Source organism: Rhizobium sp. A37_96 (assembly GCF_053521765.1).
In genome coordinates this window covers 177,119-192,296 of the sequence record NZ_JBNWDS010000002.1, presented here as the reverse complement: position 1 = coordinate 192,296, position 15,178 = coordinate 177,119, and the positions used below count along the sequence as shown (strand labels likewise).

The 15,178-nt window shown below is 62.8% G+C and carries 12 protein-coding genes; 9 read left to right on the top strand and 3 right to left on the bottom strand.

What is annotated here, in order from left to right; translation table 11 throughout:
- Window positions 1-181 precede the first annotated feature (181 nt).
- Both ACQZ6J_RS07325 and ACQZ6J_RS07320 read left to right on the top strand, forming a co-directional pair.
- The gene (locus ACQZ6J_RS07325; RefSeq protein ID WP_449083052.1) at window positions 182-1,195 is read left to right on the top strand and encodes a glycosyltransferase; all 1,014 of its coding nucleotides are present in this window, start codon (window positions 182-184) and stop codon (window positions 1,193-1,195) included.
- A complete protein-coding gene (locus ACQZ6J_RS07320; protein ID WP_163984989.1) occupies window positions 1,192-1,578 on the top strand; it encodes a GtrA family protein in 387 nt (128 codons plus the stop codon). The genes ACQZ6J_RS07325 and ACQZ6J_RS07320 overlap by 4 nt, the downstream gene beginning before the upstream one ends.
- Before the next feature lie 104 nt (window positions 1,579-1,682).
- Here the strand turns inward: ACQZ6J_RS07320 and ACQZ6J_RS07315 are convergent, their stop codons facing one another.
- Window positions 1,683-2,669, bottom strand: a complete 987-nt coding sequence (locus ACQZ6J_RS07315) for a Gfo/Idh/MocA family protein (RefSeq protein ID WP_449083049.1) — start codon at window positions 2,667-2,669, stop codon at window positions 1,683-1,685.
- Window positions 2,670-2,986: 317 nt separating this feature from the next.
- Between ACQZ6J_RS07315 and ACQZ6J_RS07310 the strand changes: the two genes are divergently transcribed.
- The 4 genes from ACQZ6J_RS07310 (at window position 2,987) to ACQZ6J_RS07295 (ending at window position 6,067) form a co-directional block, all read left to right on the top strand.
- Window positions 2,987-3,556 (top strand): isochorismatase family protein, encoded by a 570-nt coding sequence (locus ACQZ6J_RS07310; RefSeq protein ID WP_163984991.1) that lies wholly within the window; start codon window positions 2,987-2,989, stop codon window positions 3,554-3,556.
- Window positions 3,553-4,551, top strand: a complete 999-nt coding sequence (locus tag ACQZ6J_RS07305) for a GlxA family transcriptional regulator (protein WP_449083047.1) — start codon at window positions 3,553-3,555, stop codon at window positions 4,549-4,551. The genes ACQZ6J_RS07310 and ACQZ6J_RS07305 overlap by 4 nt, the downstream gene beginning before the upstream one ends.
- A 106-nt stretch (window positions 4,552-4,657) precedes the next feature.
- Window positions 4,658-5,608 (top strand): aldo/keto reductase, encoded by a 951-nt coding sequence (locus ACQZ6J_RS07300; RefSeq protein WP_449083045.1) that lies wholly within the window; start codon window positions 4,658-4,660, stop codon window positions 5,606-5,608.
- 15 nt (window positions 5,609-5,623) lie between these two features.
- Window positions 5,624-6,067, top strand: a complete 444-nt coding sequence (locus ACQZ6J_RS07295) for an N-acetyltransferase family protein (protein ID WP_449083043.1) — start codon at window positions 5,624-5,626, stop codon at window positions 6,065-6,067.
- Here the strand turns inward: ACQZ6J_RS07295 and ACQZ6J_RS07290 are convergent.
- On the bottom strand, window positions 6,057-6,674 hold the full coding sequence (locus ACQZ6J_RS07290; RefSeq protein WP_449083041.1) for a hypothetical protein: 618 nt from the start codon (window positions 6,672-6,674) through the stop codon (window positions 6,057-6,059). The genes ACQZ6J_RS07295 and ACQZ6J_RS07290 overlap by 11 nt on opposite strands.
- Window positions 6,675-6,839: 165 nt before the next feature.
- On the opposite strand from ACQZ6J_RS07290, the gene ACQZ6J_RS07285 reads away from it, so the two are divergent.
- Entirely contained in the window at window positions 6,840-7,334 is a 495-nt protein-coding gene (locus ACQZ6J_RS07285; protein WP_449083039.1) for a YciE/YciF ferroxidase family protein, read from the top strand.
- A 54-nt stretch (window positions 7,335-7,388) separates the two neighbouring features.
- On the opposite strand, the gene ACQZ6J_RS07280 is transcribed toward ACQZ6J_RS07285, so the two are convergent.
- Entirely contained in the window at window positions 7,389-8,282 is an 894-nt protein-coding gene (locus ACQZ6J_RS07280; RefSeq protein WP_449083037.1) for a LysR family transcriptional regulator, read from the bottom strand.
- 130 nt (window positions 8,283-8,412) lie between these two features.
- Between ACQZ6J_RS07280 and ACQZ6J_RS07275 the strand changes: the two genes are divergently transcribed.
- On the top strand, window positions 8,413-9,408 hold the full coding sequence (locus ACQZ6J_RS07275) for an aldo/keto reductase (protein ID WP_449083035.1): 996 nt from the start codon (window positions 8,413-8,415) through the stop codon (window positions 9,406-9,408).
- A gap of 253 nt (window positions 9,409-9,661) precedes the next feature.
- On the top strand, window positions 9,662-15,175 hold the full coding sequence (locus ACQZ6J_RS07270) for an alpha-2-macroglobulin family protein (protein ID WP_449083033.1): 5,514 nt from the start codon (window positions 9,662-9,664) through the stop codon (window positions 15,173-15,175).
- Window positions 15,176-15,178: the final 3 nt, after the last annotated feature.

Sequence of the window (15,178 nt, the reverse complement as noted above, 5' to 3'; positions counted from 1 at the left end):
AAAAAAAGTAAAGCGGATGCCCGCTGCCGAAATCATCACGATAATGTTTTTCGCAATGCCGGGATCCCGCCATTTTTATTGCGCAGCCATAGGGTCTTATTAACAGCCAACGGGATAAGCTCTCGTCCGGATTGTCCATCGGGCCTCACCTGGACTTCACACTTAGCAACCGGCCAAGACCATGTGGAATGAGAAGCTGAACATCGCCGTCCTTCTGCCCTGCTACAACGAGGCCGCAACGATCGGCGATGTCGTGCGGGGCTTTCGCAAGGCACTGCCACAGGCCTTGATCTACGTCTACGACAACAATTCCACCGACGGCACCGCGCTGCACGCCATGCTCGCCGGCGCGACGGTCGTGCGCGAGCGCCGCCAGGGCAAAGGGCATGTGGTGCGCCGCATGTTCGCCGATATCGATGCCGACATCTATCTGATGGCCGACGGTGACGGCACCTATGCGCCGGAAGATGCCGAAGAGCTGATCCGCACGCTGCTGACGGAAGGCTCCGACATGGTCGTCGGCACGCGGCGCAACGTGCATAACGACGCCGGCCGCCAGGGCCACGCCTTCGGCAACCGCATTTTCAACTGGCTCTACCGCACCATTTTCGGCACCGATTTCACCGATATCTTTTCCGGCTACCGCGCCTTCTCGCGCCGCTTCGTCAAGAGCTTCCCGGCAGTTTCCGGCGGCTTCGAGATCGAGACCGAAATGTCGGTCCACGCCTCACGGCTGAAGCTGCCCGTCAGCGAACTGGAGCTCGACTATGGCCGGCGGCCGGAAGGCTCGCACTCCAAGCTTTCCACCTTCCGCGATGGTTGGAAGATCCTCTGGATGTTCGCGATGCTGATGAAGGAAACGCGGCCTTTCGCCTTCTTCGGCATTCTGAGCGCCATTTCCATGGAGCTCAGCATCGGTTTTTCTATCCCGGTCCTCTTCGAGTATTTCGAAACCGGCCTCGTGACGCGCATGCCGACCTGGGTGCTCTCGATGGCGCTGATGATGATTGCCTTCATGCTGTTTACCGCCGGCCTGATCCTCGATTCCGTGGCGCGTGCGCGTGCGGAGCAATTGCGCATCCACTATATGAGCCTGGCCAAGCCGACCTCGCGCGAGAGCGGCGAAGACCAGACGGTCTACACGACGGAAATTGAGAAGCCGGCAAGCCGGAAGAAAAGGGCCAAGGCCGCATGAAGAAGCTGCTTCGCTTCCTGATCGCCGGCGGCGTCGGCTTCGTGGTCGACGCCGGCGTCCTGCACCTGCTGCTGTGGTTCACGCCGGTCGGCCCCTTCATCGGCCGGGCCGTCTCCATCCCGAGTGCGCTGCTTGCGACGTGGTTCATCAACCGCAACTTCACCTTCGGGCGATCCGACCGGTCGCTGGCGGCCGAGGGCTTTCGCTACGGATCGGTGGGCCTGACCTCCGCGCTTTTGAACTATGCCCTGTTCAGCTCGCTGCTGATGGCCGAGCCGGGGCTCAGGCCGATCATCGCCCTGACGCTCGCTTCGGCGGCGGCGACGGCGTTCAGCTTCTTCGGCTATTCACGCTTCGTCTTCCGCCACCGGCAAAATCCCTGAAACAATTCCAGGAAAAATGCGAAGCGGTCTTCCGTCCGGAACTGCGTAAAAAATAGAGCGGCTCGGCGCTTTCGTGAAAAGCCGGGCCGCTCTAAAAAGGCAGGTCAGACCGGCTCCCAGCCATCCTTTTCGCTGGCGCGATAGATGGCGTCGATGACCTTCTGGTTGAGCTTCGAGCTTTCCAGCGGCACGATTTCCGTACCCTCGCCGAGGGCGGCCGAGGCGAAGGCCTCCGCCTCGCGCTTGTACTGGCGGCTGTCGGGGAAGCGGAAGATCTGCGATTCCGAGTGACCGCGATTGCTCAGCTCCAGCTCTTCCGCGCCATAGCGATCGGCATTGAAGGGCGACTTCACCTCGATGAAACCCTCGGTGCCGTGGAAGACCATGACCTGGCGATTGGCCATCTGCGTCGAGATGTAGAAGGTGAGTTCGAAGTCGCCGAAATCGGCCTTGACGCTGGAATAGATGTCGGTGCCGAATTCCGGGTCGCGCTCCGTCACCGCCTGGATGCGCAGGGGTTCGCGGCCGGTGACGAAACGGGTGCTGATCGTCGGGTAGACGCCGATATCGGGCAGGCCGCCGCCGCCGAGCGCCGGGATATTGCGCATGTTGCCGGCATCGCGGTTGAAATAGGTGAAGGCGCCCTGGATATGGCGAAGGCGGCCGATGGCGCCATCGGCGAGCAGCGAGCGGACCTTCCGCCAGACCGGCGTATAGGTGACCATATAGGCTTCCGTCACCAGCACCTTGTTGCGATCCCGGGCGGCGATCAGGCTATCGATTTCATCCGCCTTGAGCGCGATCGGCTTTTCGCACAGCACATGCTTGCCGGCATCGGCCGCCTTGATCGTCCATTCGACATGCTGCGAGGTCGGCAGGGGGATGTAGACCGCGTCGATGGTGTCGGAGGCAAGCATCTCCTCATAGGAGCCGAAGGCATGCGGCACCGAGAAGCGATCCGCCATCTGCCGGGCGCGATCGAGATCGCGGCTGGCGATCGCGGTAACAACGCAGTTTTCCGCATCCTGAATGGCCGGCACCACCAATTCGCGGCCGATCTTCGCCGTCGATAGAATTCCGAAGCGCAGCATACTCTCTCTCCTGAAACATCGTCCCGAAGCAGACGGCCGCATGGCGATGATCGCAAGACGGCCCTTCCGGCGGGATCCTTTATGAACACGGTGCGTGAAGCGAAACGCGGGTCATTCCGCTCTGGACAAAACCGGCGCAACCTTATTCGGCCCTTGCCGAAGGCGCAACGCCCGAAGCGGTCCGCACGCGCAAACGCGGTGGCGCCACTGTCATGGCGCGATGTCCGTATTTGTCCTCTTTCTGTCCGCCAGATGGCTTTCGCACCCTTCAAGCGCGACCTAGTCTCGGCTATCCTTCAAGCACAGGAGATACCGAAATGTCCCACGCGGATACTGCATTGCTCGTCATCGACGCTCAGGAATCCTTTCGTCAGCGCCCCTATTGGCGAGCCGACGATCTGCCTGTTTTCACCAGCCGCCTGCAGGCGCTGATCGACGGAGCCAAGGCGAAGGGAATTCCCGTCATCCAGATTTTCCATGTCGAGGATGACGACGCGCATTTCAGCCTGAAGAGCGGCTTCGTGCGCAAGCTCGACGAAATCTCGCTGGAGGCCGATGCCGTGTTCCACAAGCGCCGCCATTCGGCGCTCGTCGGTTCCGGCCTCGATGTCTGGCTGGTGGCGAACGGCATCCGCAAGGTGATCGTTTCGGGCATTCGCACGGAGCAATGCTGCGAGACCACCACGCGGCATGCCTCCGATCTCGGTTACGAGGTCGACTACGTCACCGAGGCGACCCTGACCTTTCCGATGACGCACGCCTCGGGCACGGTCTTCAGCGTCGACGATATCAAGAAGCGCAGCGAGCTGGTGCTGTCGGGCCGTTTCGCCCGCATAGCAACCGTCGAGGAAGCGCTTGCCGATGCCCCGATCCGGAGCGCCGCATGAGCCAAAGCGGCCCGCGCCTCCATCGACGGACCATTCCCGTCTACGTCCTTCTGCCGCCCTATACGCTGCTGATGGATGTGGCCGGGCCGGTGGAGGTGCTGCGCCGCGCCAATGTCGAACAGGACGACGTCCTGTTCGACTATCGTTTCATCGCCGCCCAGCCATCGCAGACGACCTCGGTCGGGCTGACGCTTGCCGATCTCAAACCGTTGCCCGATCACATTCCCGATGGCGCCTATGTCATCCTCTCCGGCAGCGTCACGCCGCCCGACGATGCCGAGGATATCGAGCCCGAAACAGCCATGCTTGCCGCCTGGCTGAGAGGCGCGATCCGTCCGGGCATCACCCTCGTCACCATCTGCTCCGGCGCCGTGCTTGCGGCGCGTGCCGGCCTGATGGACGGCTATGCCTGCACCACGCACGCCGCCTGCCTCGACGAGGTCCGAGAACACGCGCCGACGGCGAGGGTCCTCGACAACCGGCTCTATGTCGAAGACCGGGACCGCTATTCGAGCGCCGGCATCACCACAGGCACCGACCTGATGCTGCATCTCGCCTCCAAGCTGACCTCGCCGATGACAGCGCTGACCATTGCCCGGCACATGGTCGTCTACATCAGGCGGACCGGCGCCGAGCCGCAGCTTTCGCCCTGGCTCAGCGGCAGAAACCATGTGCATCCCGCCATCCATCGCGCTCAGGATGCGATCATGGCCGATCCCGCTCACACCTGGTCGCTTTCCGAGCTTGCCGCCATCGGAGCGATGAGCGCCCGGCATATTTCACGGCTGTTTCAGGAGCATGCCGGCCTGTCGGTGACGGCCTATGTCAATCTGATGCGCGTCACGCTGGCGCGGGACGTGCTCGCCAATTCGCGGCTGGACATGGAGAGCGTGGCGGAGAAGTCCGGCTTCGCGTCGCCGCGGCACATGCGGCGCGTCTGGTCGAAATACAACGCCCTGCCGCCAAGCCACTACCGGCGCTCGACGGCGGAATAAAGAAATCGTTAGTGGCGTTCACCGCGAAAGGCCGGTAGCCTGCCTTGTCCCTCCCTGCTGGCGCCTCTGACGCCGGCTTCCTGCTCAAGTGATTTGGAGATGCATCATGGACCTGCGCAAGCTTGGACGAACCGATCTTTTGGTCGCCCCCATCGTTTTCGGCGGCAACGTCTTCGGCTGGACGGCCGATGAGAAGACTTCCTACGCATTGCTCGACGCCTTCTTCGAGGCCGGTTTCAACACCATCGACACGGCCGATGTCTATTCCCGCTGGGTTCCAGGCAACAAGGGCGGAGATTCCGAAGAGATCATCGGCAAATGGCTGAAACAAAGCCGCGTTGCCCGCGACAAGGCCATCATCATCACCAAGGTCGGATCGGACATGGGTCCGGGCAAGAAAGGACTCAAGGCCGATTATATCATCGAGGCAGCCGAAGCCTCGCTGAAGCGGCTGCAGACCGATCATATCGACCTTTATCTGTCGCACTGGCCGGACCCGGAAACGCCGCACGAGGAATCGCTCGCCGCCTATGCGAAGCTGAAGGAACAGGGCAAGATCCGCCATGTCGGCTGCTCCAACCTCGATGCGACGCAGCTTCAGGCCTCGCTCGATGCCGCCGCCAAGGCCGGCCTGCCGCGCTACGACGTGCTGCAGCCCGAATATAACCTCTATGCCCGCGACAGTTTCGAGGGACCGCTGGCGGATCTCTGCGTGAAGGAAGAGATCGGCGTCATCACCTATTTCAGCCTTGCCGCCGGCTTCCTGACCGGCAAATACCGGACAAAGGCGGATACGGAAGGCAGAGCGCGCGAAAACCGGGTTGCCGCCTATCTCGACGACAAGGGCCTGCGCATTCTTGCTGCCCTCGACAAGGTTGCGGCCGAAACCGGCGCGAAGCCGGCCGAGATCGCGCTTGCCTGGCTGCTGCGCAAGCGCGGCGTCACAGCTCCGATCGCCAGCGCCACTAGCCTCGGCCAGCTCGACGCGCTAATCAATTCGGCAAAGCTTTCGCTTTCCGACGAAGCCATGCGCCTGCTCGACGCAGCCGGCGAATAAACAGAAGGCCGGCCGATGACCGTGACGATCCGAGACGCCAGACCCGACGACGAAGCGCGCTGGCGCGCGCTATGGAACGGATATCTGGCTTTCTACGGCGTCACCATCGCACCCGACATCACCGATGCGACCTGGCGCCGGGTCTTCGATCCGGCGTCGGCGATCTTCATGCGCGTGGCGGAAGTCGACAGCGAGGTAAAGGGTTTCACCCTCTGCCTCGTCCATGAGGGAACATGGGTACGCGCGCCGGATTGCTACCTGGAAGACCTGTTCGTCGACGAAAGCGCCCGAGGCCGCGGCGTCGGGCGCGCGCTGCTGGACGATCTGGTCTCGCTCTGCAAGAAGAACGGCTGGGCCCGCCTCTACTGGCATACCGAGGAAAGCAATGCGACCGCCCGCAAGCTCTACGACACCTATGTCGAGAGCGACGGCCACATTCGCTACCGCATCAGCTTCTGAGCTTCGGGAAACCCTCATAAAGAGCGGAATGATCCCCTTCCCAATTGGCCATGCCCGGCTTGGTCAGCATGCCGCGCGGGCTGACATAGCTCTGGATGGTCCGCATCGGCCGCTCGTGCCACTGGATATTGAAGGCCCAAAGCTTCGGAAAGAAGCAGAGCGACGCATAAGGCAAATGGTCGTGGATCCACCAGGCGAGCTTCTGCCAATCGCCTTCATGACTGTGGTGATCGATCAGCCATGGCACGACGATGCTGACGGCCGAGCCCATGCAGCCGTCGAGATCGCGCATATCCCAGATGTGGTGCGCGGCGGTGTGGGCGTTGGTCGAACAATTGAGCCCGTTCCTGTTGCCGAAGGCATTGACCTCGGGCGAGCGGTAACCGGAGCGGATGTGTAGCCGGCCAAAGGTCGCCTCCAACGGCTCCAGCAACTCCTCGCACAGCCTGCGTCCCGTTTCGATCGCGAGATCGGGATCCTCCGGAATATTGGGGATGCGATAGAAATCGGCGATTTCCGAATGCAGGAAATCGCGAAAGAAAAAGTTCTTCGACAGCCTGACGCGGCCCAGATCCTCGAGCCCCTTCATCGATCCCGGTTTTTTCATCGCTCGCAATTCCTCCCTGCCATCGCTGCAACTCAGCCGACTTTGAACCGGATCGCCACCCGAATCCGTCAGCAACGGGAACAATTCGGCCCACACCGACTTGGATAGGGGTCGCTGACTGCGGCGAGCCCTTGAAAATCCGAGCCCCGAACATGGAGAGAAACAATGCCGAAGGACAAGACACTGGAAGATCTTTTCTACGACACGCTGAAGGACATCTACTATGCCGAAAGGCAGATCGTGCGGGCCTTGCCCAAGATGGCGCGCGCGGCGCAAGCTCCGGATCTGAAGGCCGGCTTCGAAAAGCATCTGCAGGAAACCGAGGGCCATGTCGAACGCCTGCAGCAGGTCTTCGACCTGATCGGCAAGCGCGCCCAGGGCAAGACCTGCGAAGCCATTCAGGGGATCCTTGCCGAAGGCGAGGAGATCATCGAGGAATTCAAGGGAACACCGGCTCTCGATGCCGGACTGATATCGGCGGCGCAGGCCGTCGAGCACTACGAGATCGCCCGCTACGGAACGCTGCGGACCTGGGCGAACACGCTCGGCCAGAAGAAGGTCGTCGAGCTGCTCGACCAGACGCTGCAGGAAGAGGGAAATACCGACAAGATCCTCTCGAAGCTGGCGATGTCCGCAGCCAATCAAAAGGCCGCAGCCTGACACCGCTTGCCTGACCGCCACGCATGGGGCGGCGGACCGGCAATGCCGCCGCCCTCACGGTCCCGTATACCTGAAGAAATCGATGAAGGCCCTGAGCGCCGGGCGCATCTGGCGGCGGCTCGGATAGTAGATGCAGAAACCGGGGTAAGGCGGGCACCAATCCTCCAGCACGCGGATGAGTTTGCCTTCCGCCAGTTCCTGCTGCACGCGTATGTCGAACAGATAGGCAAGGCCGGCGCCGTTGACGGCGGCTAGAACCGCGAGCCGGTCCTCGATGACGATCAGCGGCCCGTCGATCGCCACGATCAATTCGCGGCCATCCTTTTCGAACTCCCAGCGATAGAGCGAGCCATCGGTAAACCGCCGCTTGATGCAGCGATGATGGACGAGATCGCGCGGATGCACCGGTTTCGGGTGTTTCTCGAAATAGGCCGGGGAGCCGGCAATGACGGTGCGGATGTCAGGCGAAACCTTCACCGCGATCATGTCGCCCTCTATGCTCTCCTCCAGCCGGATGCCGGCGTCGAAGCCTTCCTTGACGATATCGCTGAAACCGTCCTCGTTGGCGATCTCCAGCGTGATATCCGGATAGGCGTTGAGGAAATCGCCGATGCGCGGCGCCATCAGCAGGTCGGAGGCAAAGCGCGGAGCGGTGATGCGGAGATTGCCGGCCGGCCGGCCACGGGTCGCAAGCGCATCCTCCAGTGCGATATCGATCTCCTCCAAAGCCGGCGACAACCGCTGGAGCAATGCCTGGCCCTCTTCGGTCGGGAGAACGCTTCGGGTGGTGCGGGCCAGCAGCCGCACGCCGAGGCTTTCCTCGAGACTGGAAACGGCATGGCTGACCGCCGAGGGCGCGATCGACAGTTCCTTACCGGCGGCACGAAAGCTGCGATGGGCGGCGACGGCGGCAAAAACCGCGAGCTGGGAGAGCTGTGTCCTGTTCATTGATCTAAATTATAGAACAAGCTGTAAGGATTTGCATGGATTTTCATTCATTGTGCCGGACCCTAACTTGAACCTGTCGGCAACGGGCATCGACCCGCTGCCGCTTTCATAAGCTCAAGAGGAATACACCATGAAAACCCGCAGGCTTGGTAAGGATCTCACTGTTTCCGCCGTCGGACTCGGCTGCATGGGCATGAGCTTTGCCTATGGCGCGACCGACGAGGCCGAATCCGTCAAGACGCTCCACCGCGCCGTCGATCTCGGCGTCACCTTTTTCGATACGGCCGAAACCTATGGGCCGTTCACCAACGAGGAGCTGCTCGGCCGTACGCTGAAGCCCGTTCGCGACCGCGTCGTCATCGCCACCAAATTCGGCTTCAAGCTCGATCACACGAAAACCGGCCCGGCCGCGATGATCGGCGTCGACAGCCGGCCGGAACATGTCAAGGAGGTGGCGGAAGCCTCGCTGAAGCGGCTCGGCACCGATGTCATCGACCTCTTCTACCAGCACCGCGTCGATCCGAACGTCCCGATCGAAGATACGGTCGGCGCCATGGCGGAGCTGGTGAGAGAAGGCAAGGTGCGCGCGCTCGGCCTTTCCGAAGCGGGCGCCGCCACCATCCGCCGCGCCCATGCGGTGCATCCGATCGCCGCCGTGCAGAGCGAGTATTCGCTGTGGAGCCGCGATCCCGAGGAAGACGTGCTCGCCGCCTGCCGCGAGCTCGGCATCGGCTTCGTGCCCTACAGCCCGCTTGGCCGCGGCTTCCTGACCGGCGCGATCCGCCAGACGGACGATCTTGCCAGCGACGATTTCCGCCGCTCGCTGCCGCGCTTCCAGAGCGGGAACTTCGATGCCAACGCGGCCCTGGTCGCAAGACTCCAGGCGCTTGCCGGGGAAAAGGGCGTCACGGCCGCACAACTGGCGCTCGCATGGGTGCTGTATCAGGGCGAGGATATCGTGCCCATCCCCGGAGCACGCAAGCTGCACCATCTGGAACAGAACGCGGCGGCCGCCGATATCGTCCTTTCGGTACAGGAAGTGAAGGAGCTCGGCGAGATCATCACACCGGAGAACGTCGTCGGCAAACGGTATAATGATGCCGCACTTGCCCTGACAAATATATGACGGGTCAGGCGCTCCTCCTGCTCAGGCAAAGACATCGGCCGTCGAGGCCGGTGTCATTTTGGGACTGAAAAGAAAAGTGAAGCGCCATCAAGGGATGAGAGAACATGTGAAACGCCTGAATTGCAGGCTCTTTCAAGCTCCTAGACAGATCGTTATGGGCGTAAATCGTCTCCAGCGTTCGACGCTCGGTTGACAAACGGGTTCGAAATTTGAAGATTGCCGCCATCAAAAACGGGCAGCGTTGGGAGGACTTATGTCTAAGCGCGCGTTTATCGGCTTCTCCGCTTTTCTTCTCGCCACTTTCGCATCCCTGAGCCCTTCGCTCGCCGCCGACGTCAAGCGTCAGGTGGTCACCACCAAGGATGGCGACTACTTCGGCTTCGATCTGCGCACCGAGCAGAACGTGACGCTGGACCAGTGCTCAGCCTCCTGCATCGGCGACAAGTCCTGCAAGGCCTTCACCTACAATCCCAAGGTGAAGTGGTGCTTCCTGAAGTCCGACTTCAACCAGCTCAACAGCTTCCCCGGCGCGATCGCCGGCAAGGTCGTCGAGACGGCGGCCACCAGCGAGCCGGATATCGGCGCGGCCCCCGCCCTTTCCTTCCTCTCCGACAATTTCGTCCAGAGCGCGCGCGACGCGAAGAGCACGCTGACGCTCGGCGACGAGCTGAAGGGCCAGGGCGTCGAAAGCCTGATCGCGCTCGGCCGTATCGAGCTGACCTCGGGCAACGTCAACAATGCCCTGAACGCCTTCCAGGGCGCACTCTCGCTCAGCCCCGACAATGGCGATCTGTGGATCGAGATGGCGCGCGCCGCCAACACGATCACGAACGACACGTCTGTTGCGACCAAGGCAGCCTATGCCGCGCTCAACGGCTACCAGCTCACCCGCACGACGAGCAGCCGCGCGGATGCGCTGGCGGTGCTCGCCGAAGCGCTGAAGAACGCACAGAGCTATCGCCCGGCGCTCAGCGCCTACAAGGCGAGCCTCGATCTCGCCAGCTCCGCCGCAGTCCAGGCAGCCTATGTCGACCTGAGGGAGCGCCAGGGCTTCCGCGTGACGGGCAATACGCTCGACAACGACAATGCCTCGCCGCGCGCCTGCGTGCAGTTCTCCGAAAAGCTGGTGAAGAGCGGCGTCGATTACACGCCTTTCGTCACCGTCAATGGGGCCGCGCCGAAGGGCGTCGACGCCAAGGACAACCAGATCTGCGTCGAGGGCCTGGAATTCGGCCAGCACTACCGCGTTTCGCTGCGTGCCGGCCTACCCTCGTCGGTGGATGAGAATCTCCCCTCGCAGGTCAATGTCGACGTCTACGTCAAGGACCGCACGGCGTCGCTGCGCTTCACCGGCGACAATTTCGTGCTGCCCTCGACCGCGCGCCGCGGCATCCCGATCATTTCCGTCAACGCCAACACGGCCAATCTCAAGCTCTACCGCATCGGCGACCGCAATATCGCGCAGCTTCTGAACAATTCGCAGTTCCTGACGCAGGTGGACAGCTACAGCGCGCAGACCATCCAGGACACCAATGGCGAGCTGGTCTGGCAGGGCTCCATCGAAATCCAACAGGACCTCAACAAGGAAGTGGCAACCAGCTTCCCGGTCGACGAGGTGCTGCCGAAGCGCAAGCCCGGCGTCTACGTGCTGACCGCGGTTGCGCCCAACAGCGGCGGCCAGGAATGGGATCCGCAGGCGACGCAATGGTTCGTCGTCTCCGATATCGGCGTCACCACCTATGCCGGCACCGACGGACTGAGCGTTTTCGCCCGCTCGCTCGGCAGCGCCAAGCCGCTGGCCGGCATTCAGCTGCAATTGCTTGCCAAGAACAATGAGATCCTCGGCACGGCAAAGACCGACGACAACGGCCGCGCCATCTTCAGCGCCGGCCTGATGCGCGGCACGGCGGGCATGACGCCGGCTGTCATCACCGCCCAGAACGGCGATCAGGATTACGTCTTCCTCGACATGACGCGCGCCGGCTTCGATCTTTCCGACCGCGGCGTCGCCGGCAGAACCGCGCCCGGCGCGATCGACCTGCTGACCTGGACGGAACGCGGCATCTATCGTGCCGGCGAGACGGTTCATGCTTCGGCGCTTGCCCGCGACGTCAGCTCGACGGCGGTTGAAAACCTGCCGCTGACCTTCGTCTTCCTGCGCCCGGATGGCGTCGAGGACCGCCGCATCGTCACCGACGGCGGCAAGCTTGGCGGCTACAATGTCGACCTGCCGCTGCAGCAGACCTCGATGCGCGGCACCTGGACGATGAATATCTATACCGACCCGAAGGGCTCCTCCATCGGCTCGCAGACCTTCCTCGTCGACGATTTCGTGCCGGATCGCATCGAATTCGACATGGCGAGCGATGCCAAGGAGATCGAAGTCGGCCAGCCGACGCCGGTCAATGTCGTCGGACGCTACCTTTACGGCGCACCGGCGGCCGGCCTCAATCTGGAAGGCGAAGTGACGCTGAAGCCGACGCGCCAGAGCGACGCCTACAAGGGCTATCAGTTCGGCCTTGCCGACGAAGGCGCGGGCAAGGACGACAATGACGACGACAGCAGCGGCGGCGACAGCAAGGCCGAGAGCACGCAGGTGCCGTTGGAAGACCTGCAGGCGCTGGACGAAGACGGCAAGACCACCTTCGACGTCACCATCAGCGACACGCCTTCGACCACGCAGCTTCTGAACGCCAATATCACGGTTCGCATGCAGGAAGCCGGCGGCCGCGCCGTCGAGCGCTCGCTGACCCTCCCCGTCAAGGCGGACGGACCGCGCATCGGCATCAAGCCGGAATTCGACGGCGATCTCGGCGAAAACTCCGTCGGCAACTTCCACGTCATCGCTGTCGACGCCAACGGCCAGAAGCAGGCCATGCAGGGCCTGACCTGGAAGCTGCTGAGCGTCGAGCGCGATTATCAATGGTATCGCGACGGCAACAGCTGGAAGTACGAGCCGATCATCTCGACCAAGCAGGTGGCCGTCGGCACCGTCAACGCCACGACGGACGGTGCGGCGATTTCCATGCCCGTCACCTGGGGCCGCTACCGGCTCGAAGTCTCCACCGCCGATGCCAACGGCCCGGAATCCAGCGTCGAGTTCAATGCCGGCTGGTATGTCGCCGCCAGCTCGACCGAGACGCCGGATGCGCTGGAGATCGCGCTCGACAAGGCAAGCTACCATGTCGGCGATACCGCCAAGCTCAAGGTGACTTCGCGCTATGCCGGCCAGCTGATGGTGACGGCCGGCTCCGAAACGCTGATTTCGGTCACCAATGCCGATATCGGCGCCACGGGCGGAGAAGTCGACGTTCCCGTAACGGCCGACTGGGGCGCTGGCACCTATCTGACGGCCACGCTCTTCCGTCCCGGCGAGGCCCAGGAAAGCCGCATGCCGATGCGCGCCATCGGCATCAAGTGGGCGCCGGTCGACCCCGGCGAGCGCAAGCTGCAGATCAAGATCGATGCGCCTGAAAAGACGCTGCCGCGTCAGCCGCTCAATATCGGCCTTCAGGTTTCAGGCGCGGGCGCCAATGAGGACGCCTACGTCACGATCGCCGCCGTCGATGTCGGCATCCTCAATCTGACACGCTACCAGCCGCCGGCACCGGACGACTGGTATTACGGCCAGCGCCAGCTCGGCCTCGAAATCCGCGATATTTACGGTCGCCTCATCGACGGCTCGCTCGGCGCGACCGGCAAGCTGCGTACCGGCGGCGATGGTGGGCAGGCAGCCTTGCAGGCAAGCCCGCCGAAGGAAAAGCTGGTTGCCTTCTTCTCCGGCCCGGTCAAGCTGGATGCGGACGGCAAGGCGAATGTCAGCTTCGATATTCCGCAGTTCAACGGCACGGCACGTCTGATGGCGGTTGCCTGGTCCAAGGCCGGCGTCGGTCACGCAACGCAGGACGTCATCATCCGCGATCCCGTCGTCGTCACCGCAAGCCTGCCGAAGTTCCTGGCGCCCGGAGACAAGGCGAACCTGCGCCTCGATGTCGCCAATACCGATGCGCCTGCCGGCGAGTACACGCTCGCGGTCACGGGCAACAATGCGGTCAACGTGGACGCCAGTGCCACGCAGCAGAAGATCAACCTCGAGGCCAACGGCAAATACAACATCACGCTGCCGCTGACCGGCGGACAACCGGGCGACGGCACGGTTTCGATCAAGCTGTCGAATGCTTCGGGACTATCGCTCGATCAATCGATCGATATTCCCGTTCGCCCGTCACAGCTGCCGCTCACCGAACGGCGCGTCATCGCGCTTGCCCCCGGCAAGAGCCTGACCGTCAATGCCGACCTTCTCGCCGACAGCGTCCTGCCCGGCGCCTCGGTCAGCGTCAATGTCAGCCGCTCCAGCGCCTTCGACGTGCCGGCCCTGCTGATGAGCCTCAGCCGCTATCCCTATGGCTGCGCCGAACAGACGGCGAGCAGCGCCTTGCCGCTGCTCTATTTCAGCGACATGGCGATCAAGAACGGCCTTGCGGACGACGCTGAAATCCACAAGCGCGTGCAGGACGCCATCTATCGCGAAATGTCCTACCAGTCCTCGACCGGCAGCTTCGGCCTCTGGGGCCCGGGCTCGGGCGATCTCTGGCTGGACGCCTACGTGACAGACTTCCTGACCCGCGCGCGCGAGCAGAAGTACAACGTGCCGGATCAGGCCATGGTGCAGGCGCTGGAAAACCTCCAGAACGCGCTGAGCGCCAATACCAACGTCAAGGACAACGGCAACGAGATCGCCTATGCGCTCTATGTGCTGGCGCGCAACAAGAAAGCTTCGATCAGCGATCTGCGCTACTATGCGGACACGATGCTGAACGACTTCCCGACGCCGCTCTCCAAGGCGCATCTGGCCGCCGCACTGGCGCTTTACGGAGATGCGCAGCGCTCGCGCAACATCTTCGTGGATTCGCTGCAGATGTCGCAGCAGGGGGCAATCACGAAGGTCAGCTTCGCCCGCTCGGACTATGGTTCGTCGCTGCGCGACGGTGCCGCCGTGCTGGCGCTTGCCGCCGAAAGCCGCCCGGTGCCGCCGATCATTCCGGATCTCGCAAGCGTCGTCGCCAAGGATTGGCAGAGCCGGAAATATACGAGCACCCAGGAGCAGACCTGGATGCTGCTCGCCGCCCGCGCCCTGCAGAACGGCGATGACGGCCTGACGCTCGACGTCAACGGCGCCGCCCATAGCGGCACCTACATGGCGCAGATGTCCGGCGATGCGCTGATGGGCCATCCGCTCACCGTCACCAACACGACGCGCCAGCCATTGTCTGCCGCCGTGACCACGGTCGCGGCTCCGGTTGCGCAGCTGCCGGCAAGCGGCAACGGCTTCAAGATCGAGCGCAAATACTACACGCTCGATGGCGAAGAGGCGAATGTCAGCCAGGCACAGCAGAACGAACGCTATGTCGTCGTGCTGCATGTGACCGAGGACAATGACTGGCCGCAACGCATCCTCGTGACCGATCTCCTGCCGGCAGGCTTTGAGATCGACAATCCGAGCATCGTCAACAGCGCTCAGCTTTCGAATTTCGACTGGCTCAGCGACGTCCAGCCCGCCCATGTCGAATTCCGCAATGACCGTTTCGTTGCCGCCTTCGACCAGGGCTCCGGAGCCGACCGTGACATGACCTTCGCCTATGTCGTGCGCGCCGTGACCCCCGGCGTCTACGATCATCCGGCCGCGAGCGTCGAGGACATGTATCGTCCGCAGTTCTCGGCGCGCACGGCGATGGGCCGCATGGAAGTGCTGGCCGCACAGCAGTAAGAA

What these genes read in the sequence shown, in the direction of transcription:
- ACQZ6J_RS07320 (WP_163984989.1), top strand. Translation starts at nt 1,192, where the DNA reads ATGAAGAAGCTGCTTCGCTTCCTGATCGCCGGCGGCGTCGGCTTCGTG.
- ACQZ6J_RS07315 (WP_449083049.1), bottom strand. Translation starts at nt 2,669, where the DNA reads ATGCTGCGCTTCGGAATTCTATCGACGGCGAAGATCGGCCGCGAATTG.
- ACQZ6J_RS07300 (WP_449083045.1), top strand. Translation starts at nt 4,658, where the DNA reads ATGGACCTGCGCAAGCTTGGACGAACCGATCTTTTGGTCGCCCCCATC.
- ACQZ6J_RS07275 (WP_449083035.1), top strand. Translation starts at nt 8,413, where the DNA reads ATGAAAACCCGCAGGCTTGGTAAGGATCTCACTGTTTCCGCCGTCGGA.
- ACQZ6J_RS07295 (WP_449083043.1), top strand. Translation starts at nt 5,624, where the DNA reads ATGACCGTGACGATCCGAGACGCCAGACCCGACGACGAAGCGCGCTGG.
- ACQZ6J_RS07325 (WP_449083052.1), top strand. Translation starts at nt 182, where the DNA reads ATGTGGAATGAGAAGCTGAACATCGCCGTCCTTCTGCCCTGCTACAAC.
- ACQZ6J_RS07305 (WP_449083047.1), top strand. Translation starts at nt 3,553, where the DNA reads ATGAGCCAAAGCGGCCCGCGCCTCCATCGACGGACCATTCCCGTCTAC.
- ACQZ6J_RS07280 (WP_449083037.1), bottom strand. Translation starts at nt 8,282, where the DNA reads ATGAACAGGACACAGCTCTCCCAGCTCGCGGTTTTTGCCGCCGTCGCC.
- ACQZ6J_RS07285 (WP_449083039.1), top strand. Translation starts at nt 6,840, where the DNA reads ATGCCGAAGGACAAGACACTGGAAGATCTTTTCTACGACACGCTGAAG.
- ACQZ6J_RS07290 (WP_449083041.1), bottom strand. Translation starts at nt 6,674, where the DNA reads ATGAAAAAACCGGGATCGATGAAGGGGCTCGAGGATCTGGGCCGCGTC.
- ACQZ6J_RS07270 (WP_449083033.1), top strand. Translation starts at nt 9,662, where the DNA reads ATGTCTAAGCGCGCGTTTATCGGCTTCTCCGCTTTTCTTCTCGCCACT.
- ACQZ6J_RS07310 (WP_163984991.1), top strand. Translation starts at nt 2,987, where the DNA reads ATGTCCCACGCGGATACTGCATTGCTCGTCATCGACGCTCAGGAATCC.